The organism is Streptomyces sp. NPDC019443 (assembly GCF_044389785.1).
Taxonomy (GTDB): Bacteria; Actinomycetota; Actinomycetes; order Streptomycetales; family Streptomycetaceae; genus Streptomyces.
This window is the reverse complement of record NZ_JBIRYJ010000001.1, coordinates 1209649-1233293: the sequence shown is the minus strand read 5'-3', so window position 1 is coordinate 1233293 and position 23645 is coordinate 1209649. Positions and strand designations below refer to the sequence as shown.

24 protein-coding genes and 2 pseudogenes are annotated in these 23645 nt (G+C 69.7%); 10 read left to right on the top strand and 16 right to left on the bottom strand.

Annotation, left to right across the window (positions count from 1 at the left end):
- Nucleotides 1-28: 28 nt before the first annotated feature.
- The 4 genes from ACH492_RS05590 to ACH492_RS05575 form a co-directional block, all read right to left on the bottom strand.
- On the bottom strand, nucleotides 29-1108 hold the full coding sequence (locus ACH492_RS05590) for an acyl-CoA dehydrogenase family protein (RefSeq protein WP_398983017.1): 1080 nt from the start codon (nucleotides 1106-1108) through the stop codon (nucleotides 29-31).
- Nucleotides 1105-2322, bottom strand: coding sequence for an acyl-CoA dehydrogenase family protein (locus ACH492_RS05585; RefSeq protein WP_398983015.1), 1218 nt, complete (start codon nucleotides 2320-2322; stop codon nucleotides 1105-1107). Before ACH492_RS05585 ends, ACH492_RS05590 begins: the two co-directional genes overlap by 4 nt.
- A complete protein-coding gene (locus tag ACH492_RS05580) occupies nucleotides 2319-3287 on the bottom strand; it encodes an NADPH:quinone oxidoreductase family protein (protein WP_398983013.1) in 969 nt (322 codons plus the stop codon). The genes ACH492_RS05585 and ACH492_RS05580 overlap by 4 nt, the downstream gene beginning before the upstream one ends.
- Nucleotides 3288-3367: 80 nt before the next feature.
- On the bottom strand, nucleotides 3368-3952 hold the full coding sequence (locus ACH492_RS05575; protein WP_307659646.1) for a helix-turn-helix domain-containing protein: 585 nt from the start codon (nucleotides 3950-3952) through the stop codon (nucleotides 3368-3370).
- Nucleotides 3953-4030: 78 nt separating this feature from the next.
- Here ACH492_RS05575 and ACH492_RS05570 point away from each other — a divergent pair, with 78 nt between their 5' ends.
- Complete coding sequence (locus ACH492_RS05570) at nucleotides 4031-4942, top strand: NAD(P)/FAD-dependent oxidoreductase (RefSeq protein ID WP_398983011.1); 912 nt, start codon at nucleotides 4031-4033, stop codon at nucleotides 4940-4942.
- Nucleotides 4943-5066: 124 nt separating this feature from the next.
- Here ACH492_RS05570 and ACH492_RS05565 read toward each other — a convergent pair whose 3' ends face one another.
- Together ACH492_RS05565 and ACH492_RS05560 are read right to left on the bottom strand one after the other, a co-directional pair.
- Nucleotides 5067-6365 carry an alpha/beta fold hydrolase gene (locus ACH492_RS05565; protein ID WP_398983009.1) on the bottom strand — a complete coding sequence of 433 codons (1299 nt, stop codon included), beginning with the start codon at nucleotides 6363-6365 and terminating at the stop codon, nucleotides 5067-5069.
- A 75-nt stretch (nucleotides 6366-6440) separates the two neighbouring features.
- Nucleotides 6441-7925, bottom strand: coding sequence for a cellulase family glycosylhydrolase (locus tag ACH492_RS05560; RefSeq protein ID WP_398983007.1), 1485 nt, complete (start codon nucleotides 7923-7925; stop codon nucleotides 6441-6443).
- 261 nt (nucleotides 7926-8186) lie between these two features.
- On the opposite strand from ACH492_RS05560, the gene ACH492_RS05555 reads away from it, so the two are divergent.
- Nucleotides 8187-9431 carry a hypothetical protein gene (locus tag ACH492_RS05555; RefSeq protein WP_398983324.1) on the top strand — a complete coding sequence of 415 codons (1245 nt, stop codon included), beginning with the start codon at nucleotides 8187-8189 and terminating at the stop codon, nucleotides 9429-9431.
- Between the two features lie 597 nt (nucleotides 9432-10028).
- On the top strand, nucleotides 10029-10328 hold the full coding sequence (locus ACH492_RS05550) for a hypothetical protein (protein WP_398983005.1): 300 nt from the start codon (nucleotides 10029-10031) through the stop codon (nucleotides 10326-10328).
- A gap of 36 nt (nucleotides 10329-10364) precedes the next feature.
- Here the strand turns inward: ACH492_RS05550 and ACH492_RS05545 are convergent.
- Nucleotides 10365-10844 (bottom strand): annotated as a pseudogene (locus tag ACH492_RS05545) (diadenosine tetraphosphate hydrolase).
- A 231-nt stretch (nucleotides 10845-11075) separates the two neighbouring features.
- Here ACH492_RS05545 and ACH492_RS05540 point away from each other — a divergent pair.
- Nucleotides 11076-11534, top strand: coding sequence for a CBS domain-containing protein (locus ACH492_RS05540; RefSeq protein WP_398983003.1), 459 nt, complete (start codon nucleotides 11076-11078; stop codon nucleotides 11532-11534).
- Between the two features lie 291 nt (nucleotides 11535-11825).
- Here the strand turns inward: ACH492_RS05540 and ACH492_RS05535 are convergent, their stop codons facing one another.
- The 3 genes from ACH492_RS05535 to ACH492_RS05525 form a co-directional block, all read right to left on the bottom strand.
- Nucleotides 11826-12362 carry a hypothetical protein gene (locus ACH492_RS05535; RefSeq protein WP_398983001.1) on the bottom strand — a complete coding sequence of 179 codons (537 nt, stop codon included), beginning with the start codon at nucleotides 12360-12362 and terminating at the stop codon, nucleotides 11826-11828.
- A gap of 97 nt (nucleotides 12363-12459) precedes the next feature.
- Nucleotides 12460-12801 (bottom strand): hypothetical protein, encoded by a 342-nt coding sequence (locus tag ACH492_RS05530; RefSeq protein ID WP_398982999.1) that lies wholly within the window; start codon nucleotides 12799-12801, stop codon nucleotides 12460-12462.
- Nucleotides 12802-12929: 128 nt separating this feature from the next.
- Nucleotides 12930-13514 carry a TIGR03086 family metal-binding protein gene (locus ACH492_RS05525; protein ID WP_398982997.1) on the bottom strand — a complete coding sequence of 195 codons (585 nt, stop codon included), beginning with the start codon at nucleotides 13512-13514 and terminating at the stop codon, nucleotides 12930-12932.
- Nucleotides 13515-13799: 285 nt separating this feature from the next.
- On the opposite strand from ACH492_RS05525, the gene ACH492_RS05520 reads away from it, so the two are divergent.
- Together ACH492_RS05520 and ACH492_RS05515 are read left to right on the top strand one after the other, a co-directional pair.
- Complete coding sequence (locus ACH492_RS05520) at nucleotides 13800-13967, top strand: hypothetical protein (protein ID WP_398982995.1); 168 nt, start codon at nucleotides 13800-13802, stop codon at nucleotides 13965-13967.
- Nucleotides 13968-14088: 121 nt separating this feature from the next.
- A pseudogene (locus tag ACH492_RS05515) lies at nucleotides 14089-14205 on the top strand (aldo/keto reductase); the annotation flags it as partial.
- 112 nt (nucleotides 14206-14317) lie between these two features.
- Here ACH492_RS05515 and ACH492_RS05510 read toward each other — a convergent pair.
- The 4 genes from ACH492_RS05510 to ACH492_RS05495 all read right to left on the bottom strand — a co-directional run bounded on the left by ACH492_RS05510 (nucleotide 14318) and on the right by ACH492_RS05495 (nucleotide 17439).
- Nucleotides 14318-15289 (bottom strand): NAD(P)-dependent alcohol dehydrogenase, encoded by a 972-nt coding sequence (locus ACH492_RS05510; protein WP_398982993.1) that lies wholly within the window; start codon nucleotides 15287-15289, stop codon nucleotides 14318-14320.
- The gene (locus ACH492_RS05505) at nucleotides 15286-15519 is read right to left on the bottom strand and encodes a helix-turn-helix transcriptional regulator (protein WP_307659656.1); all 234 of its coding nucleotides are present in this window, start codon (nucleotides 15517-15519) and stop codon (nucleotides 15286-15288) included. The genes ACH492_RS05510 and ACH492_RS05505 overlap by 4 nt, the downstream gene beginning before the upstream one ends.
- Nucleotides 15513-15941, bottom strand: coding sequence for a hypothetical protein (locus ACH492_RS05500; protein ID WP_398982991.1), 429 nt, complete (start codon nucleotides 15939-15941; stop codon nucleotides 15513-15515). Before ACH492_RS05500 ends, ACH492_RS05505 begins: the two co-directional genes overlap by 7 nt.
- A gap of 145 nt (nucleotides 15942-16086) precedes the next feature.
- The gene (locus ACH492_RS05495; RefSeq protein WP_398982989.1) at nucleotides 16087-17439 is read right to left on the bottom strand and encodes a M64 family metallopeptidase; all 1353 of its coding nucleotides are present in this window, start codon (nucleotides 17437-17439) and stop codon (nucleotides 16087-16089) included.
- Between the two features lie 139 nt (nucleotides 17440-17578).
- On the opposite strand from ACH492_RS05495, the gene ACH492_RS05490 reads away from it, so the two are divergent.
- On the top strand, nucleotides 17579-18919 hold the full coding sequence (locus ACH492_RS05490) for a helix-turn-helix domain-containing protein (protein ID WP_398982988.1): 1341 nt from the start codon (nucleotides 17579-17581) through the stop codon (nucleotides 18917-18919).
- Nucleotides 18920-18947: 28 nt separating this feature from the next.
- Here ACH492_RS05490 and ACH492_RS05485 read toward each other — a convergent pair whose 3' ends face one another.
- Together ACH492_RS05485 and ACH492_RS05480 are read right to left on the bottom strand one after the other, a co-directional pair.
- Entirely contained in the window at nucleotides 18948-20174 is a 1227-nt protein-coding gene (locus tag ACH492_RS05485) for a PucR family transcriptional regulator (protein WP_398982986.1), read from the bottom strand.
- Between the two features lie 26 nt (nucleotides 20175-20200).
- Nucleotides 20201-20365 carry a hypothetical protein gene (locus ACH492_RS05480; RefSeq protein ID WP_398982984.1) on the bottom strand — a complete coding sequence of 55 codons (165 nt, stop codon included), beginning with the start codon at nucleotides 20363-20365 and terminating at the stop codon, nucleotides 20201-20203.
- A 165-nt stretch (nucleotides 20366-20530) separates the two neighbouring features.
- Here ACH492_RS05480 and ACH492_RS05475 point away from each other — a divergent pair, with 165 nt between their 5' ends.
- From ACH492_RS05475 to ACH492_RS05465, 3 genes are all read left to right on the top strand, one after another.
- Nucleotides 20531-21478 (top strand): DUF3068 domain-containing protein, encoded by a 948-nt coding sequence (locus tag ACH492_RS05475; protein ID WP_398982982.1) that lies wholly within the window; start codon nucleotides 20531-20533, stop codon nucleotides 21476-21478.
- Nucleotides 21479-21648: 170 nt separating this feature from the next.
- On the top strand, nucleotides 21649-22806 hold the full coding sequence (locus tag ACH492_RS05470) for a glycosyltransferase family 4 protein (protein WP_398982980.1): 1158 nt from the start codon (nucleotides 21649-21651) through the stop codon (nucleotides 22804-22806).
- 7 nt (nucleotides 22807-22813) lie between these two features.
- On the top strand, nucleotides 22814-23584 hold the full coding sequence (locus tag ACH492_RS05465) for a class I SAM-dependent methyltransferase (RefSeq protein WP_398982978.1): 771 nt from the start codon (nucleotides 22814-22816) through the stop codon (nucleotides 23582-23584).
- The last annotated feature ends 61 nt before the right edge of the window (nucleotides 23585-23645 follow it).

Sequence of the window (23645 nt, the reverse complement as noted above, 5' to 3'; positions counted from 1 at the left end):
CCAGAAGGGATGCGACTGCCTCCGGCCCCTACGGAGCCTGGAGACCGATCAGTTCGGCCAGTGCCTCCTTGTGACGTCCCGGCGTGCCGAGGGCAATCTCGTCGGCCTTGGCACGCTTGAGGTACAGATGCGCGGGGTGCTCCCAGGTCATGCCGATTCCGGCGTGCAGCTGAACACATTCCTCCGCAGCGTGCACGGCGACCCGGGAGCTGTACGCCTGTGCGACGGCCACCGCCAAAGGGGCCTCCGGGCTGCCGGTGGCAAGGGCGTCGGCGGCATTGCGCGCCGCGGCGCGGGCCGAGACGACCTCGAGCCACACCTGCGCCATACGGTGTTTGAGCGCCTGGAAGGACCCGATCGGCCGGTTGAACTGGTGCCGCTCGCGGGTGTGACGGACCGTCTCCTCCAGACACCACTCGGCGAGCCCCAGCTGCTCGGAGGCGAGCAGTCCGGCCCCGGCGAGCAGTCCGCGGCGTACGGCCTGCTCGGCGATTGCCGCGTCCGCAAGGCGGGTTGCCTGCGCGATGTCGCCGACAGTGACGGCAGCGAGTGGACGGGTCAGGTCGAGCGGGGTCTGCACCTCGACGGTGACGCTCGCCCTGTCGACCGCGTACAGCCCATCGGACTTCAGCACGAGCAGCACATCGGCGACGGCGACGTCCGCGACCCCGGTGATCCTGGGTGCGTCGACGGGAAGCGGCCCGTGCGGAGAGGCCGACAGTGGCACGGCGAGTACGGCAGTCTTGCGGCCGGTCGCCAACTCCTCGAGCAGACCGCCCGCTTCGGGGGCATGAACGTCAAGGGCGAGCAGAGTCTCGGTCGCGATCACCGAGCTGGTGAGGTACGGCGCAGGCGTGACGCTACGGCCCAACTCCTCCAGGACCACCGCGGCCTCCCGGTGCGAGGCTCCCTGCCCGCCGAGCTTCTCCGGTACGAGCAGACCCGCCGCGCCGATGTCACCGGCGAGCGCCTTCCACAGCTCGGGGTCGCACGGCGCGCCCGCCTCGGCGCGCACCAGTACCGACGCGGTGTCGCCGCGGTCGGCGAGCAGGGAGCGTACGGCGGCGCGCAGGTCGTCCTCGGCCTCGGAGTACAGCAGATCGGTCATCGGGCCAGGTCCTTCCAGGCGACGTCCTTGTCGTTGCGCGGCTCGGAGGGCAGACCGAGTACGCGTTCCGCGACGATGTTCAGCAGCACCTCGCTGGTGCCGCCCTCGATGGAGTTGCCCTTGGAACGCAGATAGCGGTAGCCGGCGTCGCGCCCGGTGAAGTCGACGAATTCGGGGCGTCGCATGGTCCAGTCGTCGTACAACAGGCCCTCTTCGCCGAGGAGTTCCACCTCCAGACCGCTGATCTCCTGGTTGAGGCGGGCGAAGGCGAGCTTCATTCCGCTGCCCTCGGGGCCGGGCTGTCCGGCGGCGAGCTGCTGGCGCAGCCGTTCCCCGGCCAGCCGGGCGACCTCGGCCTCCACCCACAGGGTCAGCAGCCGCTGGTGCACATCGTGCGTGCGCAGCTCGGGGCGTTCGCGCCAGGTCTGCGCGATCTGGCCGATCATGCCGCCCTCGCGCGGGATACGGCTGCCGCCGATCGAGACGCGCTCGTTCATCAGGGTGGTCTGGGCGACCTTCCAGCCCTCGCCGACCTCGCCGAGCCGGTGCGCGTCGGGTATCCGCACATCCGTGAGGAAGACCTCGTTGAACTCCGCCTCACCCGTGATCTGGCGCAGCGGCCGCACCTCGACGCCAGGGTCGGTCATGTCGCAGATGAAGTACGTGATGCCGCGGTGCTTGGGCAGATCGGGGTCGGTGCGAGCGATGAGGATCGCCCAGCGGGCCACATGGGCGCTGGACGTCCACACCTTCTGCCCGTTGATGATCCAGTCTCCGCCACTCTCGGCTCCGCTCGAGCGGGAGGTGCCCCCATCGGCCCGTACCGCGCGGGTGCTGAGCGCGGCCAGGTCCGACCCCGCGCCGGGCTCGCTGAACAGCTGGCACCACACCTCCTCGCCGACCCACAGTGGCCGCAGGAAGCGCTGCTTCAGCTCTTCGGAGCCGTACTTGAGGATGGTCGGCGCGGCCATGCCGAGGCCGATGCCGATACGGCCCGGATCGTTGTCAGGCGCGCCCGCGGCCGTCAACTCGGCGTCCACGACGGCCTGCAAGGTGCGCGGGGCGTCGAGTCCGCCCAGCCCCTTCGGGTAGTGCACCCAGGCGAGGCCCGCGTCGAAGCGTGCCTTCAGGAAGTCCGTACGGTCCGTGTCGGCCGGTGGGTGTGCGGCGAGCAACTCCTTGGTACGGCTGCGCAGTTCGGAAGCGTCCGTCATCGACTCTCTCCTTCCGGGATGACGACCAGGCGGCCGGTGGTGGTGCCGTCGGCGACCCGCTGGACGGCGTCGGCGGCGTCCTTCATGGCGACGCGCCCGCTGATCAGCGGCTTGACCACGCCCTTGGCCGCGAGCTTGGTGAGCTCCTCGTGGCAGCCGCGGACGGCTGCCGGGTCCATCTGGTTGTACAGACCCCAGTGGAGGCCGACGATCGAGTAGTTCTTCACCAGGGCGTGGTTGAGACCCGGGGTGGGGATCGCGCCGCTCGCGAAGCCGACGATCACGATGCGGCCCTCGAAGGCGATGCACTTCACGGACTTGGCGTACGCGTCGCCGCCGACCGGGTCGTAGACGACGTCCGCGCCGCGGCCGCCGGTCGCCTCCTTGACCGCGGCGACGATGTCGTCCTCGCGGCGGTCGACGACGACGTCGCAGCCCAACTCCCGCGCGGCGCGTGCCTTGTCGGCCCCGCCGACGACACCGATCACCCGCGCGCCCGCCGCCTTGCCGAGCTGGACGGCCGCGCTGCCGACGCCGCCCGCCGCCGCATGCACCAGCAGGGTCTCGCCCTCCTGGAGGTGGGCGCGGCGGTGCAGACCGAACCAGCCGGTCTGGTAGCCGATGTGCAGGGCTGCCGCCTCGGCGTCGTCGAGGGCATCGGGTGCGGGCAGCACGGCCGCGGCGTCGGCGACGACATAGTCGGCGAGTCCGCCGTTCGGCAGCGCGGGGTTGGCGATCACACGGCGGCCGTCCTCGGTCTCACCGCAGATCTCCACGCCCGGCGTGAACGGCAGCGGCGGCCGGACCTGGTACTGACCGCGGCAGAGCAGCGCATCGGGGAAGTTGATGTTCGCGGCCCGGACCCTCAGCAGCAACTGCCCCTCGCCCGGCGTGGGCCGTTCCACCTCTTCGAGCCGCATCACCTCGCTCGGCTCGCCGTTCCGGTGCACTCGCCATGCCTGCATTTCGGGGCCTCCACAAACCATAGGCAGTACCACGCTCAGTCGCATACTAAGCGGTCGCTTGTCTCTTCGGGAAGACCCTGTCAGCCGCGCTTCGGCCTGGCCCGCACATGCATGCGCTCGCCCTGCGGGCCGAACAGGCTCAGAAACTCCACCGGCCCCTCGTCCGTCGGGCCGAACCAGTGCGGCACACGGGTGTCGAACTCCGCCGCCTCGCCGGCGCCGAGCACCACATCGTGGTCGCCGAGCAGCAACCGCAGCCTGCCGGACAGGACGTACAGCCACTCGTACCCCTCGTGCGTGCGCGGCTCCGGCTCACCGCTGCCGGGTTGCTGCACCACCTTGTACGCCTGGAGGCCGCCCGGCTGCCGGGTGAGCGGCAGCATCGTCCTGCCGTGCCGGACGATCGGCTTCGATCGCACCCGCGGATCACCGACCGGCGGCGCGCCGACCAGCTCGTCGAGCGGCACCTGATGGGCCCGGGCAATGGGCAACAGCAGCTCCAGGCTCGGCTTGCGCCGCCCCGACTCCAGTCGGGACAGGGTGCTCACGGAGATCCCGGTCACCTCCGAGAGCGCTCCGAGCGTGGCTCCGCGCTCCCGTCTGATCCTGCGGAGCCGCGGCCCCACCTCGTCCAGTACGGCATCCAGCCGTGCGTCGTCGTCCATGGATCCATTTGCGGAAACAGCAACGTGGTTTGTCAATCCCACCGGTCCGGAGCGACTGTCGGTGTCGGAGGTGGTCAGATGTACGACGTAGTGGTGATCGGCGGCGGAACCGCGGGCCTGAGCGCAGCGCTGATTCTGGGGCGCTCGCGACGCCGCGTCCTGGTGATCGACGCGGGCGAGCCCCGCAACGCGCCGGCCGCGCACATGCACGGCTATCTGTCGCGGGACGGGATGAGCCCGGCGGAGTTCCTGGCGGTGGGACGGCGGGAAGTGGCGGCGTACGGCGTGGAGTTGTGGGACGACCGGGTGACTGGGGTGTCGGCAGACGGGGACGAGTTCTCGCTGACGGTCGCGAGCGGGCGCAGCGCGCGGGCGCGCCGGCTGATCGTGACGACCGGGCTCGTCGACGAGCCGCCGGACATCGAGGGGGTCGCCGAGCGGTGGGGTCAGGATGTGCTGCACTGCCCGTACTGTCACGGCTGGGAGGTCCGGGACGAAGCCTTCGGGGTGATCGCCTCGCCCGTGAAGGGTGCGTACCAGGCGCTGCTGGTCTCGCAGTGGTCCGACGACGTCACGCTCTTCCTGCACACGGTGGACAAGCTCCCGGACGAGGACTGGAGACGGCTCGCCGCGGCGGGAATCTCCGTGGTGACGGGTGAGGTGGCCGGGCTGGTCGTCGCCGAGGACCGGCTGTCGGGCGTCCGGATGGCCGACGGCCGTGTCTTTCCCCGTTCCGTGGTCTTCGTCGGCCCGCGCTTTCGGCCGCAGGACGGCCTGCTGACGTCGCTGGGCGCCGAGACGGACGACACACCGTTCGGGCGGTTCGTGACGGTGGACGAAACGGGGCGGACGAGTGTGCCGGGGGTATGGGCGGCGGGGAACGCGGTAGGGGCGGGAGAACAGGTCGTGAATGCGGCGGGGGCGGGGTACCGGGCGGGAGTGACGGTGAACAACGAGCTGGTCTTCGCGGAGGTGGACGCGAGGGCGTAGGGGTACGCGGCGGGGTGGACGTGAGGGCGTAAGGGTGTGCGGCGCGGGGCCGCCGGGCGCGGGCAGGGGCCTTTGCCGCAGGAGCGGGTGCGGGGCGTCCGGCGTCGCGCGGCCGACGGCCCGGTCAGGCATCCCCGCGCGCGAGGGCGAGCAGCCGGTCCAGCACGCGGGATCCGCTCGCCCGCACCCCGTCGTGCTCGTACTCGTCGGTGACCCAGGTGCGCAGTCCGCGGATGGCGCGGGCGGTGCGCAGCGAGTGCTCCGTGTCGACGTACATGTCGTCGTGGTAGACGGCCGCGGCGACCGGAACCTCGTTGGCGGCGAGCCGGGCGGGGTCGTACAGCGCGGTCCAGTCGGTGCGGGCGGCCAGCAGTTCGGCGGTCTCGCGCAGCGGACGCAGCGCGGGGTCCACCTCGAAGTGCCAGGGGTGGACGGTCTCCCCCGTGAACAGCAGCGGCCCGTCGCCGGCCAGCGTCTTCGCCGCGTCGAACTGCGGGAATTCGGCGCGCACCCGCTCGGCGGCCCAGGCGGTCGGCCGTGCGCCCTGGGCGTAGATCGCCTCGTGCAGCACGGCGTACAGCGGATGTGCCGCGTGCGAGAGGGCGGCGAGCACGCCCTGCTGGAAGCCGTCGGAGAGTTCGTGGCCCTGTCCCGTACGGACGAAGGCGTCTTCGAGCAGATAGTGCAGCTGGTGGCTGCCGTCGCCGCCGCCGAGCAGGATCCCGAGGGACTGGAAGGCCTCGGGCGTGAGGGCGTAGCCGCCGGGCAGCACGGGCCGGTACTCGGCGAGGTGTTCGGCGATGCGGCGGGCCCGTCGCACATCCTGCGGATAGCGGTCGTAGTGCGCCTCGACCTTGCGCTGAATGCGGGGGTACGCGGCCCGGTAGACGTCATCGGCAGGGGCGTCCAGGGCGGGCAGACCGCCGGTGACGATCACCGTGCGCAGCCCTTCGGGGGCGGTGGAGAGATAGTGCGTGGCGCAGAATCCGCCGAAGCTCTGGCCGAGGACGGTCCAGGGTGCGCCGCCGGTGACCTGCGGTCTGATGGTCTCGCAGTCGCGCACGACGCTGTCGGCGCGGAAGTGGGCGAGGTGCTCGGCCTGGGCCTGTGGTCCGCCGCGCTGCGGCAGGGTCTGCCGGTTCTGGGGTGTGGAGCGGCCGGTGCCGCGCTGGTCGAGGAGCAGTACGCGGTACTCCTGCACCGCCCGCCCGAGCCATGCCTGCTTGCCGATGAAGCGGCGGGCGCCGAAGCCGGGGCCGCCCTCCAGATAGACCAGCCAGGGCAGATCCGCGCCGGCCCGCGCGCTGGAGACGACCTCACGGCCGTAGATCTCCAGCTGCTCCCCTGCTGGGTCGGCGTGGTCGAGCGGGACGGTGAAACGCCGGTCCGTGAGGACGACTCCCGGTTGGCGATAGCTGGTCAATGCTGCTCCTGTCTCCGTGCGCCCCCGCCCGCCCATGGGATCACACGGGCGGGCGCGAGTCGTACGGAACCGGGGTCAGCTCGTCGGGAAGTCGTCCGGGGTCCTGGTGCGGTCACGGACCCAGACGCCGGCGGGCTTGAGCGGCCCGGTGCCGGTCCAGGGACCGTTGTTGTCGCAGGTGCCGCCCTTGAAGACGGCGCCGGAGCGGCTGTCGTCGGAGTAGTTCCAGTTGGACCAGCTGATCTTCTTGCTCGCCATCAGATCGATGTACTGCTGAGCTCTGGTGAAGTTGTTGCCGCCGTCGCCGGATGCGGTCTGGGTACCGAACTCGGTGACGAACATGGGGAGTTTGTCGGCGGCACGGGAGAGGGTGTTGAGGTATTCCGTGCCGTGGGATGCCGCGTAGAAGTGGAACGTGTACATGATGTTGGACGCGTTGACCGGGCTGTTCACGATCTCGGTCTCGTCCGAGTCCTCGGAGACGCCGAGGGAGGACCAGGCGCGGGTGCCGACGAGGACGGGAGTGTCCGGGTCGTTCTGCCGGATGACCGGGATGAGCTGCTCGGCGTAGCTCTTGATCTTCGACCAGCTCACGCCGCTGGGCTCATTGGCGATCTCGTAGAGCAGGTTGTTCTTGTTGGCGTGGCGCTGCGCGATTTCGGTGAAGAAGGTCTTGGCGCGGGAGAGGTTGTAGTTCGGGTCGCCGGGGCTGAGCATGTGCCAGTCGACGATGGCGTACATGCCGCGCGCGGTGGCCTGTTCGATGATCGAGTGGACCAGGTCGGTGAACTTGCGCGGGTTGGTCTCGTAGCCGCCCTCCTGGATGTACATGGAGATGCGCAGGACGTCGGCGTTCCAGTCGGTGGCCAGGGCGTCGAGCGAGCCCGAGGTCACACACTGGCTGTACCACTGCAATCCGTGGGTGCTCATGCCGCGCAGCTGGATGGGCTTGCCGTACTGGTTGCAGAGCTTGGTGCCGCACACCTTGAGCTGCCCGTTGATCTCGACGGGGGTCTTGCCGCCGGGGGCGGGGCCGCCCGCGTCGATCGCGAGATGGTCCACGTTGGGGCCGCCGTTGGCAGTGGTGGCGGTGGCCCGGACGGTGTTGGCGCCGGCCTTGAGATTCGCGGTGATGGTGGTCGTCGTCCAGGTGGTCCAGGCGCCGGTGCCGGGGAATGCGCGGGATGTGGCCGCGGCGGCGCCGTTGACGGTGATGTCCATCGCGCGGTTGGTGGTGGTGCCGTTGGCGTAGCGGATGGTGAGCGACGCGCTCCCCGCCTGGGCGGCGTTCACCGTCCACTGGACGTAACTGCCGGTGTTGTTGTTGTAGTTGACGAAGCCGGTGCCGGTGAAGCCGGTGTGGTTGGACTCCACGACTCCTTGTGAGATGACCGCGTTCTCGGCCTCGTGGGTGACGGCTGCGGCGGGGGCCGCCGCCGGGGCCTCGGACGCTGTGGGGGCGGCCGGGGCGGTGGGTGCCGCGGTGAGGCCGAGGAGCAGGGCGGCGCTGAGCGTGCCGACGCCGCCGAGCGAGCGTAACCAGAACCGTGCCGGTCTCATGGGGGTCTCCGTTGCCTGGGCTGGTGGTGCGGACTCACTTCAAGGACTGGAAGGAAACTTTCCTAACCGGATGGAATAGCAGCGTCCGCCCCGCCCTGCAAGGGCCATGACAAGAATGATCGACGACGGTGGTGAGATCGGGCGCGCCGTGCCGCCGTGGCGCTGAGGAGTGAACGCCCGCTCCGGACAGGCGTGGCGGGGTGAGGACCACACCGTAGGGAGCGCTCGCTGTCTGCGACGTCGGCTACGGTGCTGGGTGTGGTGATCACCGGAGGGGACACAGCGGCGCCGGGGACCGCGCTGCTGATCGCGGCCGCGCCGGTCGGCAAGGGGCGTCTGATCGACGCGAGTTCCGTGCTGCCCGCGCTCGCGGCCGTCCCGCCCAGCGCGCTGACCGGCACACCGGCCGCGACGGTGATCGAGCTCGCCGATCCCCTCGATCCGCAGACCGTCCTGACCCGGATCCGGGCGACGGCGGCCGCGGAGGGGCCGCTGTTCCTGTACATCGCCGGACAGCTCCAACTCGACCGTAAGCAGCGGCTGCTGCATCTCGGGCTCGCCCGCACCACGCCGACGACGATGCGTTACACGGCGCTTCCCTGGCACTGGCTGGCCTCCGAAACGGCGATCCGGCCACCCGGCACCACGACCGTGGTCGTCGACCTGGTCGCCGACGCCGAGGCGTGGCAGCACGTCGCGTCGCAGGGCCTCGCCCTGGGGCGCGGCATCCGTCTGTACGGGCGTGTCGCCCCGGCACCGCAGCGGCGGGGCGCAGCGGCGCCCGACTATCTGAAGGCGTGCGCCGCGATCTGGCGCAGTGGAGCACGGCCGGACCTGGCCGCGCTGCACGAACAGGCCGCTGCGCGGGCCGGCGGCGATGAGGCGCTGCTGCTGACGGCCGGCACACCCGCGGCCGGACAGCAGGTCGCGGCCATGTGGAGACCTGCTACGCAGGTCGCGAACGCCTCGAGCCCGACTACGCAGGTCGCGGCCGTCCCGAGCCCGGTTACGCAGGTCGCGGCCACGCGGCAGGCCACGACCCCGCGGGACGCGACCGCACAAGCCCTGCCCTCGCCCGACGACCCTCATCCGGCGATCCTCGCTGCCGCGCAGGCCGGGCGGCACAGCGAGGCCGCCGCCGCTGCCGCCGCCTGGGAGCAGCAGGAGCTGCGGACCCACGGGCCCGGATCGGTGCAGGCGATCCACTGGCTGGAAGTACGCGCCGATCTCGCCCGGCTCGCCCGGGATCCGGGCCTCAGCTGCCAGCTGTGGATGGCCGCCGCCGAAGCCCGGCTGACGCGTCGGCAGGCCCCGGACGACCCGGACGTCGAAGGCGCGGTCGACCGCGCCCATCACCAGTGGGAGCAGATCCGGGACCTTCCGCGGGCGCGGGCGCTCGCGCCGAGTCTCGTCAGGCTGCGCCGCAGCGTTCCCGGCCGTCAGCGCGGGGCGCTGCAAGTGTTGCAACGGCGGCTCGAAAGCCTGCACTCCGGCCGCCCGGCCTAGGGCCGTCCGGCCTAGTTACACGGGACTGCCTCCGGAGCCGTCGATCCACTTCCTCGGCCGCTTCGCCCTGACCGTGCGGCTGCTGCCGCTGCTGCTCGCCGCCGAGGCGCCGCGTGGCCATCATGAGCAGCGGCACGGCTGTGGACCGAAGCCGAACGCCTCACTGGCGTCGCCCTGCCCGCAGCCGTTGCCGGAGCGCGAACCCCCAGGTGCCAGTACGCAGGCGCTGCTCCAGCTCGGCGCCGTCACCCTCCCCGCGGCCCGACCCGGGCCCCGTCTCGTTTCCTCCGCACAGGCAAAGAGCCAACGAAGACTCTGCTCGATTGGCGGAGCCCGTACCCCGTTCGCACCATCAGTGGGCCGCACCTTAAGCACTGGCCAAGGCTCGCGATCACCGCGGCCCCAGAGCCGCTGCCCCCGGGAAGTACATGCTCGGCATCCCGGCGAACCACCGGTCCGTACCTGCCCGCCCTGCCAGTCGGCCGGGGCACGGCACGCGGCCGGGCTCGGCATGCGGCGTGCGGCCTGCCGGAGCACCCTGGTCCTGGAGCTGCCTGTCCCCCCGGCCGGCAGCCGGGCAGGAAAGGGTTGGCAGCGATGTTCGCGAGGCTGAGCACCTATGAGGGGTCACCAGTTCCTGCGGAGGGAGACCTGACCGCGAACTGGGAGGCGATTCTCAATCAGATCCAGGAGGTTCCCGGCTTCCGTGGCGTCTTCTACCTCGTTGACCGAGCCTCCGGGAAGGCCAAGTCGCTGACCTTGTGGGATGACAAGCAGGCCATGCAGGCCAGCGAGGACCGGGGAACCCGGCTCCGCGAGGAAGTCGCACACCGGGAAGGCCAGCAGATTGTCTCGGTCGAACGCTTCGAGGTGGGATTCAGTCACGTGGAGCCGTAACAGCGCAGCTTCAGCGCCGGACGAGTCACGCCGCCGTCAGCTCACCGACCGCAGCTGGTCCAGTTCCGAGCCGATCGCCTCCCGCAGGACAACGTGCTGCGGGCCGAGCGCGAACCGCCCGTCGCTCCATCTTTCGCGCGGATAGAGCCACACCGGCATGCCCACCAGATCGGGCGGCTCCCACTGGAATCGCGGCCACACATGCGCATGCAGGAAGCCGTCTCAGTTACCGAGGATCTCAAGATTCACCCGCCGGAATGCGGGGTCCAGACGGCGGCAGGCCCGCTCGACTGCCTCTCCGAGCCGATCCATGTCTGACAAGAACGACAGCCGTTTGGCCCTCGGCAGGTCCGACAGCCGCTGCACATCCGGTTCATCCACCAAGAGCACCGAGTATCCCGGCAGGAACTGAACGTCCCCGATCACCGCGAACCCCGCGTCCAGGCGCCGCAGCACAGCAGGGTTCTCCCCCCTCAGCGCACTGCCGATCCGGTCCATCCGCCAGTCATCAGCCATGTCGGGAACCTACACAGCAATGATCACGACGTAGCGGCGCGCGCCGGACCCTGGACGTCGTCGCGCGTCATGGATGCTCACTCATGGGGTATACGAGTGGCCTGGATCCGTTTTCGATCGCGGCCGAGATGGGTTCCTCCGGCTCGCTGACGCACCCGGGGAGCGGTGTTGAGCCGTTCGTGTTGTGATCGATGGCGGAGGACACAACGCTGAAGAGGCCAGGAGGAAATCATGGCTGAGAAGCTGCGAGCCCGAGACATCATGTCCAGTAACGTGCAGTGCGTCGGTGCGCACCAGTCGCTGTTCGAGGCGGCGAAGATGATGCGCGATCTGGACGTTGGCTGCCTGCCCATCTGCGGCGACAACAACAAGCTCACAGGCTTGATCACCGACCGTGACATCGTCGTCAAGTGCTGCGCCGAAGGCGTCGACCCGGCGACCGTGCAGGCCGGATCCCTCAATGCCAAGGTGCACTGGATCGATGCCGAAGCGGGCGCCACCGAGGTCCTGACGACCATGGAGGAACACCAGATCAAGCGGCTGCCGGTGATCGACGTCCAGAGCGGCCACCGTCTGGTCGGCATGATCACGGAGGCCAATCTCGCGAAGAACTTGAGCGATGCACAAATCGCGGAGTTTGCGAGCCGCGTGTACTCGACTGCTCGGATGTCTGGTCAGTCCGGAGGCTGAGGCGACTCTCCGACCAGCTGCTCGACCATCGTTGCCGACCTCGCGCGTGTTCGGTGACGATGTCATGCTCGGATGCCGAGAGCATCATGCGCAGCGTCCACTCAGCGGCCTCCATCTTGTAAACCGATCGCCGCTGCGCAATTGTCTCCGCGTGATGCTGCGCGGCCACCTGCAACTGCGTGGCCTTGAATTGAGTGCGCGCTTGGGTACGGGCGCCGGCCCATCCCATGATCGCGGCTCTCGGCGTTCCCAGGCGAGAATCGGCGAGGCCCCTCGGGATCACAGTGACGGCTACCAGTCCTTCTCGATGCCACCCATCTTGGCGCCGGCGAGGACGCTCACTCGGCCCGTGTCGTCGTACACGTCCTGACGCCACTTGGCGAACGCATCGGCCACCCGCTGCATGTCCTCAGACGTTCCGGAGCCCGCCTGCATCCTGATCTGCGCCTCATTGGTGCCGCCCACCTTGCGGATGATGACCTTGCCGGCCATCGGGGCCAGGACGTCGTCGGTCCTGACGCCGTTCGAGGCGAGGTAGTCGCGGAAGTCGGCCTTCGCGTCGTACCAGCCCGCCATCTCCTCCTCGGATGTCAGAACCGGCTCGCCGTCGCCCTCAGTCGTCAGGTCGGGCTGTTGCGCTCCGGACTCGTCGGTCGTCTCATCCGTACCCCCCTCGGCCGTTCCCGACCGCCCCTGGACGGCACCGTCGTCGGCCACCACCAGACCCGGCTCCGGCCGCTCCTGCCCGCACGACACCAACAGCCCACAGCAGAGCAGGACCACCGCTGTCACAGCACCCGCGCGGCGCGCACCTTGGCCCGTCGTCATCAGGACTCGCCCCCATTCACTCACTGTTCCCCGCAGTCCAGATGCGTACAGCGCCGGTTCCGTTCCACGCGCGGGCCGAGGCCACTGATGAAGTCATTCAGTGGACGAGGGTGTAGCTGCGCCACGCGGGGGCGCGGGGCGCGATGCGGTCGGACGTCGTCGTCGCCAGATACGTCGTCTCATCCCCGGAACAGTCGTGGTTGGGATACAGGACGATGTCGACCAGAGTGTTGTTGGTGACCCAAGTCGCGCCGGTGGACCCGAGGCGGTGGCAGCCCTTGACCGAGGGGTTGGACACCATCACATGGCGGTCCCCCTCGGTTAGGTAAGAGATGGTGCCCACAGCGTCGCGGCCGAGGCCGGAGCAGCCCGCAACGGCGATGGTCAGGAGCGCTGCCCCGGCGGCAACGCCGAGGCGCCGGTGATCGGTCACGGACATGGGCAGTCCTCGTCTGTGCGGAAAGTCCTGCTGGAGGCCACCCTGCCGGGTTCCCGGTGGGGCGGCATCCGGTGAGCGGCCGGCCGGGCTACAGCGCCGCCGCGGCCGGCTCACGTTCGGTGTGGTGCTCAGTGAGGGTCGCGCCCGATCAGACCGAGCAGCCGGTCCTGCAGCGGGGCGTCCCCTGGGACCGACACCTCCGGGCCGAAGACCTTCACGCCCGGACCGAACGCTTCCGGGGTACGCAGCATCTCCAGCACTTCCTTGGGAAGCGCCGAGGTGGACGACCACATTCGCTCGACGTCTGCCGGGTCCATGGTGTCGTCCTGCCCTGTGGCTCGGGCGAGGTCCCACCCGTGAAGCACCATGTCGTCGCTGATGACCTGGTCGATCTGCTGCTCGACCGTCATACGGCCGTTGGGGGTGTCGCATTCCGTCCCGGCGCTCTCGGGGTCGTCGAGTACGGCTTGGACGTCGGCGCGGGCGGACTTGAAGGCTCCCAGCGGGTCGTCCTTCAGCAAGGGTGCAGGGCTGAGAGAGCGGCCTAGGGGGCGCAGCATCACTGCGTGCATGTCGATGATGTGGCCCACGACGTCCCGGGCCGTCCAGTCCTCACACGGTGACTGGTTGGACCACTGATCGGGCGCCGCGGCGGCGACCTTGCGCTCGAAGGCGTCGGCGTGTCGGCGGTAACGGTCGGCGATCGCGTTCATGTTCCTTCTCATTCCTTCGGGCGGGCAGGGGTTGGAACGGTATTGAGGGTGCAGCAGTTGGACTGTGGCCGTGGCCAAGACTCATCGGTCGAACGGCGCAGAACTTGTGAGTGCGACGGGAGCGGGGAAGAGGCCCCCGGGGCGGTGGATCTGGCCGCTGGTCGGTGGCGTGCCGCGCGACAGCCCCCGGAACCGAAGTCAGTGTTGCCTCATCCCGCCGACCGGCACATGCACCCGTGACGTCGGAGCTCACCGGACGTTGACCAAGTCATGAAGAAGCGAAGCATGGCCGCTGTTGCGTCTCTCGTCACCGGCGTCGTGGCATCCCTCATCGCCCCCTCCCCCAGCGCGCACGCCGACACGCTCGACCACCCCTTGGGGCTCCCACTCGCCGTGCCGACCGTCATGGACGGATCCCTTGAAGATGTCGAGGAAGTCCTCTCGTCCGAGTAACCGAGCCACCGCGACCGCCAACGCCGATTCGTCAGTTGACGATGGCGGCAGACCGGCCGTCGCTCTTCGCAACGTGGGACCTCGCGCAGCAGTGCCGCCGCGGCCGCACTTGTCGGGATTGGCGCCAGTGGTGATCCCGATTCCGGGCTCTTCGCGCCCCGAGACCATCCGCGATTCGGTTGCCGCGGTGGATCTGAAGCTGTCCGCCGAGGAGTTGGCCCGCCTCGACGCGGCGTGATGAACCGACGAGGAGCGGGGGCGGCTTTCTCGCAGCCATCGTCCGACCGAACCGGCCGACACGGGGCAAGCCGCCCTGGCCCGGCACACCCGCACAGCACGGACCGGTCTCCTCACACCGTGATGACGACCTTGCCGCATGCGTGACCGGCCCTCAGATACTGAATGGCCTTGGGAACTTCACTCAGCGAGTACGTCCTGTCGACGACCGGAGTGAGTTTGCCGGTCTCGATCAGTTTCCCCAGCAACTGGAGGTCCTCCGCCCGCTCCATGGACACCAGCATCCGCAGACTCTGACGTACGAACGGTGACAGCAGCGCCGCCCGGAGCGCGCGGTCGATGCCCTGCACCCACCGTCCTCCCGCTTCGGATCCGACGATGACGAGAGTTCCCCGCGGGCTGAGAGCACGCCGTAGGTGGGACAGCGAACGACCACCCGCGGTGTCAAGGATCAGGTCGTAGCGGCGCGGGCCGTCCGCGAAGTCCTCGCGTGTGTAGTCGATGACGTCGTCAGCGCCGATCGAGCGGACCAGGTCCGTCTTCTTCGTGCTGCACACACCGGTGACGTTCGCTCCGAACTCCTTGGCCAGCTGCACCGCGAACGTCCCGACGCCTCCGCCCGCACCGATGACCAGCACCTTCTGCCCCGCCTGGATCTGTGCACCGCCGCGAAGCCCCTGAAGGGCGGCGAAAGCGGAGGTGGGGACTGCCGCCGCCTGCTCGAAGGTGACGTTCGCCGGCTTGGGCGCGAACTTGTCCTGGCGCGCGCAGGCGTACTCGGCGTAGGAGCCCGCAGAGGTGCCGAACACCTCGTCGCCGGGCTGGAACCGGATCACGTTCCGGCCGACTGCCTCTACACGCCCTGCGACATCCAGACCGGGAACACGGGTTCTGGGTCTGCGCAGCCCGAATCCCACAATGCGAAGGAGGTACGGCAGGCCCGTGACGAGGTGCCAGACGCCCTGGTCGACACCGGCGGCGTGAACGCGTACGAGCACGTCGTCATCGCCGACAACCGGCTTGTCGATCTCCTTGAGTTCCAGGCCATCGGGTGACTGGTACTTCTCTTGGACTATTGCCTTCATGGCGTCTTTCCTTCGCTGTCCGGGTACTGGAACACAGTGTCGAGCGGAACGCTGAACACCCTGGCGATCTGAAATGCCAATTCGAGTGAAGGTGAATACCTGCCCTGTTCGATGGCAATGACGGTCTGGCGTGACACACCGATGCGTTCTGCAAGATCCGCTTGAGTCATCTCTCCGTGCGTGAACCGGAGGGCGCGGATCGCGTTCGTGACCCTGGTGGGCTTCACCATGACTGAAAACCTCGGCGATACGCGACGATCTTGGCCGTGGAACCGAGGATCGCCGACAGTACGAACGCCAGGTAGACGGCGTTGGCGATCCAGAAGTGATCCAACTCGGCCATCGACATGCCGAGCGCCGCTACTCCCCCGATGACGACGAATGACTGGCCGATGTGTTCGCCGAACCGATTGATTTCCCTGTCGCGCTGGTCCTTCTTGTAGGTGTCCTTCGACCAGAACATCCCGATGAGCATATGGAGCACGATCGACGCTGCGATCGAGACGCCCAGGGCCCACAGCAGCGCCGCCACGTACGGCACGTCGACGAGGGGGGTGTCCCCCGCTCGCCCAAGAATGACGACGAGGTAGCCCGTATACGTACCGACCGCGAGCACCCCCATGACCCATGCGCTCTTCTCTTCGTATGGCATTCCATGAATGTAAAGCAACACAGACATCGTGTCAAAGATTCTTCACATCCGTGCGCAGTGGGACCAACAAGGAGGCCGCCGCCTCCCGGACACCCGGGAGGCGGCGGCCCCTTTTCGTTTGCGGCCCGCTCGGGCCGGGTGGCGCTCAGAGCCGGAGCTGCCAGCTGATGGTGGACTTCAGCGTCCTGGCGATTCCCCGGTCACGCACTGACGGCGTACGGTCCTCGGCGGTGACCGACAACTTGTGCGTGCGCAGGTCGAGCAGCCACAGGGCAACGTCCGACACCCGCACCTGAGTACGGCCCGCGAAGGGCTTCAACTCCCTGCCGTCCAGATACCAGCGGATCCTCAGCTGACGCCCGTCCGCGCCCGTCAGCCGGGGTACGGCGGCCTTCGCGGTGTCTCCCATCCGGAGGGTGCGACCGGTGGGGGTGACCGCGGTGACGACCCTCGCATGCCGGTAGAAGCCGGCGATCATCGCCTCGACACCGGGCAGGTTGAAGGGCTTGCCGAGGACACGCATCAGGGAGTTGTCGGTGGGCCGGTACAGCCCCGTGACGTAGTAGCCCCCGCCCTCGTACGCGCCGACCGTGCCGCCGTCGGGCGACTCCTCGCCGAGCCAGAGGTGCCACTTGGCGCGCTGCCCGGACATGTCCTCGGCTGCCAGTGTGGAGATATTGGAATCGGCGGGCTCGGGGCCCGTGTACTTCTCGTAGTCCGGGTGGCCGGGGTAGTAGTACTCGTCGGCGAGCTTGCCCAGCGAGTGACCGGTCTCGTGGATTGCGACCTGGCCGGACTTCTCGTTGCCCGCCGAGGCGGTCGAGATGCCCTCGTAGCCGAGGGTCGCGCTCGGCTCGTTGTAGCCCGCGCCGCCGTACTTGGCGCTGTTGGCGAGGACGAGCACCAAGTCGGCCTCCGGCGCCTTCGCCACGTACCCGTCGACCTTTTCCTGGTCGATGCACAGCAGCCGCTCGATGTCGTCGCACCAGAAGTACGAGCCCAGGGCGGTGTCCCGGACGATGGCCGGCCCGGGGTCGCCCGAGACGCCGGACTCGTTCGACACGGCGTCCACCGCCCAGACGTTGAAGAGGCTCTGGTACGTCGTGTACGGCTCGACGGCCGCCAGCTCGGCCCATTTCTCCTTGGCGTCGGTGTGGAACTGGGCCAGCTCGGCGGCGGTATAGCCGTCCCCTACGACGACGATGTCCAGCCGGTCGTCGGTGGAGCCGTTGTCCACCAACTTGGTGACCTCGCCGTCGGCGGCCTCCTCGGCCGCCGAGAGCCGGGAGGACGGCTGGTCCCGGCCCTCCTGCGGTACACGCGTGTGGCCGGATCCGGCGACTGTGCCGTGTTCCGGCCCGGGTATCTCGACCTCGACCCCGGCCCTGCCGGGCATCACCGGATCCGCGGCCGCGCCGCCGGGTGCGGCGGCCAGTACGGCCGCGAGGGCCGCGGCCACGCCGACCGCCGCCATAACTCTGCGTCGTGCTGAACGCATGAAGTCCTCCCCCTGATACGGAAGTTAAGTGGCCGAGTAAACGCGATGAACGAGTTGCTTAAACTAGGGGGAGGAACAGGACGTGCGCAATGCCTACTGCCCCTGAATACTGGGGAGTTCGAGAACCAGGGGGGTTCCCATGGACGAACCGGCCGAGATCGGCCGCCGGGTGCAGCAACTGCGTAACCAACGCGGCCTGACACAGCGGCAGTTGGCCGAACCCTCGTACACGCCCGCGTACGTCTCGACACTGGAGTCCGGCAAGGTCCGGCCCTCCGAGACCGCGCTGCGTTTCCTCGCGGAACGGCTCGGCACGTCGTTCGAGGAACTGTCCACCGGACGACCCGCGCATCTGGCCACCGAGTTGCGGCTCGCCCTCACCGACGCCCAGCAGCAGCTCGCCACGGGCGCCGCCGACGAGGCTGCCGTCCGCTACCGCCGGCTCCTCACCGACGCGGAACACCTCGACCTCGCTCCTGAGCAGGCCGAGGCGCTGCTCGGACTCGGTGAATGCGCACTGGAGACAGGTGAACTTGCCAATGCGGGACGGCACTTCGAGGCGGCGGAACGGCTCCTGGCCGGTGAACCGCTGCCACGCCGTGCCCGCGCGATCCGGGGCCGCGCCATCGCGCACCTCCTGGCCGGGGAGCTGCGCTACGCCTGCTATCTCCTTGAGTCCACCATCGACGAGCTCGGCGCGAGCGGCCTGGCCGACCCCGAGGCACTGGTCCTGCTGTACGCCGCCGTCATCGGCCCGTACATCGACATGGGCGCCCACGCCCGTGCCGCGCACGCCGCCGAGCTCGCACTGGCCCTGGCGCCGCAGGTCAACGACCCGGTGCTGGTGGCGGGCATGCACCGGCAGGTGGCCCGTACGTTCCTCGCCGAAGGACGCACGGCCGACGCCGACGCCTCGCTCGCCAAGGCCCAGGCGATCTACCGGCAGCTGAGGCTGAGGACCGATCTCGCGCACTGCCACTGGATGCGCGGCTACGTCCAGGCACAGAACGGCGAACTCGCCCTCGCCGAACAGGAGTTGCGCACCGCCCGGGACATGCTGACCGCCAAGCGCGCCGTGCTCTACACCGCCCAGGTGGAGGTGGAACTGGCCGATGTACTACGGCGGCTCGGGCGGCACGACGAGGCTGCCGGCCTGCTCTCGGCGCTACTGGAACTCGGCGACCGGCACGGCGCGGTGCACGCAGGCGGCGCGCACCGGCTGCTCGGGCTGATCGCCGAGGAGCGGGGCGAGGCCGAGGCCGCCGAGGAGCACTACGTCTTGGCGCTGGCCCTGCTGGAGCGCAGCGGAGCCAGCGGCGACCTGGCCGACCTGTGCCGTCTGCTGGGCGATCTGCTGCGCCGCAGCGGCCGCACCGAGGCCGCTCTGGACGCGTACCGCACGGGACTGGGCCACCGGGCGGCCCCCGGCACCACGACCCTGGGACCGGCCCCGGCGGCTCCGTCGTTCCCGCAGCGCTGAAGGCGGTCCGGCCAATGGCCGGCGGGAACTACCGGACGGCCTCGGCGTCCCGAGCCGGCCCCGCATCGCGCAGGCGGCGGGCCCGTAACACCAGTTCCAGCTTGAAGCGCCGGTCCGGATCGTCCACCTCGTCGCCCAGCAGTGCGCGGATCTGGCGTAATCGGTAGCGCACGGTCTGCGGATGGACGCCGAGTCGTGCCGCGACCTCGGGGGCGCCGCCACGTGTCTCCAGCCAGGCGAGCAGCGTCTCGACGAGTCGTCGGCTGTGCGCGGGGGTGCACTTGTCGAGCGGTGCCAGGCAGCGACGGGCCAGGTCCTCGATCAGCTCCTCGGGCGGCAGCAGGACCAGCGCCTCTGTGTGCTCCGTGCAGTGCAGGACCTGGCCGGCCGGGAGCAGCCCGCGTTCCATCAGGCGTACGGCGGCGAAGGCCCAGTGCAGAGACTTGGCGGCCTCGGCGAGCGGAACCGGCGGTCCCATCGCACCGGACCAGCCCGTCATCGCGCGCTCCAGGAGTTCCGGCCGGCCGGCCGCGTCCGGCTCGGGGACGACCATGCGCGGCTGCTCGTACTCCATGTCCAGCAGCACGTCCTGACCCACGGCCGGGGCGACGGACTCCGGGGCCGGTCGCATCAGTACTCCGACGGCGACCTGTTCGGGCAACGGCCAGCCGATGCGCTCGGCATGCTCGGCAAGGGCATCGGTGGGATCCGTGCGGTGCTCGCTGAGCATCAGGCTGATCAACCGCCGCTGCAGTCGCAGCCGTTCGCCGGCCTGGCGAGCGGCGGCTTCGGCGTAGCCGCGTACGGACTGTGCGACGAGCCCTTCGAGATACTCGAAGCCCGACTCCACCAGCTCGTACATGGCCGGCGGCGGGATCTCCACCTGCTGCCCGATCTCGGAGAAGCGACGCCACGCGAGCCGAACACCGAGCCGGTAGATGGCCTGGAGCGAGTCCAGACTGCGGCCCTGCAGCACTTCGCCGCGGCCGAACTCCTGGAAGACCTCCAGCTGACGCCCGTGCGGCCGGTTCTCCTCCACCACGAGGTGGTCCACGAAGTCCTCCAGCGCCCCGCGGATGCCGATCAGGGCCATGGGCTCGCCCGAGTCGTCGACGACGAGTGGCAGGCCGGGGTACTCCCTGCGGATCTCTTCCAGGATGGCCTGGGCGAGTGCGGGCACCTCGGCCATGGCCAGGGATGCGAATCTGCGTGCCCGCGGGCGGGGTACGTCCCGCCAGGCCGTGCGCACGGCCATGGGTTCCTCCCTCGCTGCTGGTCGGGCTACGGCTGCGGGGACGCCGTCGGCCCGCCCGTCTCGAAGGAGACGAGAGGCACATTGGGCTGCTCGGGTGTGGCGTTCAGTGCGGCGACGATGCCGAAGGCGGCCCCCACGGCGAGGGCGGCAGCGGCCATGGTGGTCAGCACGGCGGCGGTCAGTCTGTGCATGGTTCAGCGAGCCTCTCGGTCGGAAGGCACCCCGCCCCACGGCACCGGCTCGGCGACTGCCCAGTCTGTGAGGGGCATTGACACTTCGTCAAGAGGGCGCCTACGGTCCCGGCCCGTACAGACGCGCACCGTCCTGAATCCACCCTCTGTCCGGGAGTGCCCCCCATGCGTCGTACCGCTTCGCCGTTGTCGCTGGTCCTGTTGGGTATCGGCGTCTTTCTGCTCGTACTGGCCCCGATGCTCGCCTGGTACGTCGAGCCACGCGCCAAACGCACCCCGACCGATGTCGATGTCACCACGGTGTTCACCGGCACCGGCGAATACTTCGACACCAAGAGCCTCCGACCCGTCAAGGAGAAACCGATCACCATCACCCGACGAGTGCTGGGCGATGTCGCCGCGAGCGAACGCAGCGGGCGGGCGGTGTGGGACGTGTCCACGGCCATCGACACCCCCGGCACGCTGGCCTTCCGCGACCCGCGCAGGTCCTACCAGTGGACGCTGGAGCGCTGGGTGACCGACCGCCGGACCAACGCTCCGGTGCACTGCTGCGGGGAGACGCCGGAGTACCAGGGCGAGGCCTACCTCAAGTTCCCCTTCGACGTGCAGAAGCGGGGTTACACCTGGTGGGACAGCACGCTGGGAGCCACGGTCCGGTTGGAGTTCAAGGGCACCAAGAAGGTCGCGGGCTACGAGGGTTACCGGTTCACCGGATCCGTGAAGGACACCAGGACGGGCACCCGGCAGGTACCGGGGCGGCTGGTCGGCCTGCCGAAGCAGAGCCAGGTGCATGCCGAGGAGTGGTACGCCAACGACGGCATCGAGCTCGTAGTCGACCGGCGGACCGGCCGCGTCATGAACGCGAGTATCGCTCCCCGCAAGACGCTGCGCGCGCCCGGTTCCGATGAGGCGAAGGTGGTCCTGCTGGACAGCGCGGGGCTGGAGTTCACCCCGGAGACCCAGCACGGGCAGGTGGCTCTGGCGAAGGCGGACAGCGGCAGACTGCGGGCGCTGGGTGACACGGCGCCGATCGGCGCGGGAGCGGCCGGGCTCGTGCTGGCGGCTGCGGGTGTCGTGCTCGTCGTGCGCGGCAGGGAACGCCCGAATCCCTAGAAATGAGCACAATGTGATGGAGCGTCAGCTCCAGGGCAGGCCAAATTTGTCACCGCCGTGAGTAGCGGCGTCGAACAGCCGGGCGGACACTACCAACCCCACCCCGCCGCCAGCCGCTCGTGCCACCAACATCCCCCACCGTCCCGCACCCGAGGCGAGTTGGAGCTCGAATGCCCCAGCACGTACCCCCCACGTTGCGCGCGCCACTCCCCCACCATCCGCCGAAGTCCCCGCAGCACGGCCCTCCGTCCGGCCGTCCTCCGCATCCCCGCCGGATCGTCTTCCTCGCCCGCCGCGACCTCGGCAATCCGGCCGCCGGTGGCTCCGAACTGCTCATCGACCGTATCGCCGACGGGCTCACCGCTCATGGACACCAGGTCACGCTCCTGTGCGGCGGTCCCGCTGCCTTCCGCGACTACCGTGTGGTCTCGGCCGGCTCGGACGCCGGACACTTCCTGCGCGCCCGCCGCGCCTTCGATCGGCAGGTCGGTGACTGCGACCTGTTCGTCGAGGTGTGCAACGGCATGCCGTACCTCGCCCCGCTGTGGCACCGCGGACCGACGCTCTGCCTGGTCAACCATGTCCACACCGACATCTGGGGCGAGCGTTTCCCCGGCCCCGCCGCCAGGCTCGGCAGAAGGCTCGAGCGCTGGGCACTGACCCGCGCACACAGCGGCAACCTGCTGGTCGCCGTCTCCCCTTCGACGGCCGACGCGCTCCACGGCCTCGGAGTCCCGCGTGAGCGGATCCGGCTCGTCCACAACGGTGTCGAGGAGCCGGGCCCGCTCGCCCCCACATCGGCAGAGCCGCTGTTTCTCGCCGTGGGACGCCTCGTCGAATACAAGCGGATCGAGCTGCTGCTGCGTCTGTGGGAGAGGGTCAGACCGGTCACCGGGGGCCGGCTCGTCATCGTGGGTGACGGGCCGGAACGGGCCGGGCTGGAAGCCCTCGCCGGGCCCGGCGTGACCTTCACCGGCCGGGTCTCGGAGGCCGAGAAGCACCGACTGCTGTGCGCCGCCTGGATTCTGTTGCACCCCTCGCTCGTCGAGGGCTGGGGGCTGGTGGTGACCGAGGCGGCGGCCCGGTCCACGCCTGCCATCGGCTTCGACGTCCCCGGGCTCAGGGATTCGATCGAGGACGGCGTCACCGGCCTCCTCGCCCGCGGCGAGAGCTCGTTCGCCGCGGCCTGGTGCACGCTGGCGCTCAGCCCCGAGCGGCGTGAGGCGCTCGGCCGGGCGGCCGGGCGGCGGGCCGCGGACTTCCGCTGGGGCGCCACGGTCCGGCAGTTCCGGGCGGCGGCCGCGGAGGCCGCCATGCAGCGAAGGTGATGCGGCTGTGAAAGATCCCTCCATACGCAGGTCCATCACGCTCTTCCGGGCGTTCATGGGCGAGCAGACCGACCCGGACCGGTGCTACAGCCTGCTCGCCCAGGACGCGGCCGACCAGCTGGAGCGGCATACGCCCCTGCACGACAGGCTGGTGGTGGATGTGGGCGGCGGACGCGGCCACTTCACCGAGGAGTTCCGGCGGCGCGGCGCGCAGAGCTATCTCTTCGAACCCGATCTGCGGGAACTGGGCGCGCGGGGCACCATCCCCGCGGGCTCGGTGGTCGCCGACGGCTATCTGCTGCCCCTGGCCGACGGCGTCGCCGACGTCTGCTTCTCCTCCAACGTGCTGGAACACGTCGCCGACCCGCAGACCTTCCTCAGCGAGCTGATCCGCGTCACCCGCCCGGGCGGGCTGATCTACGTCTCGTTCACCAACTGGCTCTCCCCCTGGGGCGGTCACGAGTGGGCGCCCTGGCACTACCTGGGCGCGGACCGCGCCCGCGCCCGCTACCTGAGACGGACCGGGCGCCCCGCCAAGCACGCGCTCGGCGAGAACCTCTTCGCGATCCACATCGGTCCGACCCTGCGTCAGGTGCGCGCCCGCGAGGACGTGTCCCTCGTAACGGCCCGCTCGCGGTACTGGCCGTTCCTCGCACAGGCCGTCACCCGCGTCCCTGGCCTGCGCGAGATCGCCACCTGGAATCTCCTCCTCATCCTCCGGCGCCGAACAGAAACGGCAGCAGCGATGAACAGTCCACTGCGAGCCACCCGTGGCTGAGACGACGTTAACCCTCCCGCCGAGCCGGCCCGGCCGGCCCCGGCCCACCGCGCCGCCGCCC

What these genes read in the sequence shown, in the direction of transcription:
- ACH492_RS05590 (WP_398983017.1), bottom strand. Translation starts at nt 1,108, where the DNA reads ATGACCGATCTGCTGTACTCCGAGGCCGAGGACGACCTGCGCGCCGCC.
- ACH492_RS05585 (WP_398983015.1), bottom strand. Translation starts at nt 2,322, where the DNA reads ATGACGGACGCTTCCGAACTGCGCAGCCGTACCAAGGAGTTGCTCGCC.
- ACH492_RS05580 (WP_398983013.1), bottom strand. Translation starts at nt 3,287, where the DNA reads ATGCAGGCATGGCGAGTGCACCGGAACGGCGAGCCGAGCGAGGTGATG.
- ACH492_RS05575 (WP_307659646.1), bottom strand. Translation starts at nt 3,952, where the DNA reads ATGGACGACGACGCACGGCTGGATGCCGTACTGGACGAGGTGGGGCCG.
- ACH492_RS05570 (WP_398983011.1), top strand. Translation starts at nt 4,031, where the DNA reads ATGTACGACGTAGTGGTGATCGGCGGCGGAACCGCGGGCCTGAGCGCA.
- ACH492_RS05560 (WP_398983007.1), bottom strand. Translation starts at nt 7,925, where the DNA reads ATGAGACCGGCACGGTTCTGGTTACGCTCGCTCGGCGGCGTCGGCACG.
- ACH492_RS05550 (WP_398983005.1), top strand. Translation starts at nt 10,029, where the DNA reads ATGTTCGCGAGGCTGAGCACCTATGAGGGGTCACCAGTTCCTGCGGAG.
- ACH492_RS05540 (WP_398983003.1), top strand. Translation starts at nt 11,076, where the DNA reads ATGGCTGAGAAGCTGCGAGCCCGAGACATCATGTCCAGTAACGTGCAG.
- ACH492_RS05535 (WP_398983001.1), bottom strand. Translation starts at nt 12,362, where the DNA reads ATGACGACGGGCCAAGGTGCGCGCCGCGCGGGTGCTGTGACAGCGGTG.
- ACH492_RS05530 (WP_398982999.1), bottom strand. Translation starts at nt 12,801, where the DNA reads ATGTCCGTGACCGATCACCGGCGCCTCGGCGTTGCCGCCGGGGCAGCG.
- ACH492_RS05525 (WP_398982997.1), bottom strand. Translation starts at nt 13,514, where the DNA reads ATGAACGCGATCGCCGACCGTTACCGCCGACACGCCGACGCCTTCGAG.
- ACH492_RS05520 (WP_398982995.1), top strand. Translation starts at nt 13,800, where the DNA reads ATGGCCGCTGTTGCGTCTCTCGTCACCGGCGTCGTGGCATCCCTCATC.
- ACH492_RS05510 (WP_398982993.1), bottom strand. Translation starts at nt 15,289, where the DNA reads ATGAAGGCAATAGTCCAAGAGAAGTACCAGTCACCCGATGGCCTGGAA.
- ACH492_RS05505 (WP_307659656.1), bottom strand. Translation starts at nt 15,519, where the DNA reads ATGGTGAAGCCCACCAGGGTCACGAACGCGATCCGCGCCCTCCGGTTC.
- ACH492_RS05500 (WP_398982991.1), bottom strand. Translation starts at nt 15,941, where the DNA reads ATGCCATACGAAGAGAAGAGCGCATGGGTCATGGGGGTGCTCGCGGTC.
- ACH492_RS05495 (WP_398982989.1), bottom strand. Translation starts at nt 17,439, where the DNA reads ATGCGTTCAGCACGACGCAGAGTTATGGCGGCGGTCGGCGTGGCCGCG.
- ACH492_RS05490 (WP_398982988.1), top strand. Translation starts at nt 17,579, where the DNA reads ATGGACGAACCGGCCGAGATCGGCCGCCGGGTGCAGCAACTGCGTAAC.
- ACH492_RS05485 (WP_398982986.1), bottom strand. Translation starts at nt 20,174, where the DNA reads ATGGCCGTGCGCACGGCCTGGCGGGACGTACCCCGCCCGCGGGCACGC.
- ACH492_RS05480 (WP_398982984.1), bottom strand. Translation starts at nt 20,365, where the DNA reads ATGCACAGACTGACCGCCGCCGTGCTGACCACCATGGCCGCTGCCGCC.
- ACH492_RS05475 (WP_398982982.1), top strand. Translation starts at nt 20,531, where the DNA reads ATGCGTCGTACCGCTTCGCCGTTGTCGCTGGTCCTGTTGGGTATCGGC.
- ACH492_RS05470 (WP_398982980.1), top strand. Translation starts at nt 21,649, where the DNA reads ATGCCCCAGCACGTACCCCCCACGTTGCGCGCGCCACTCCCCCACCAT.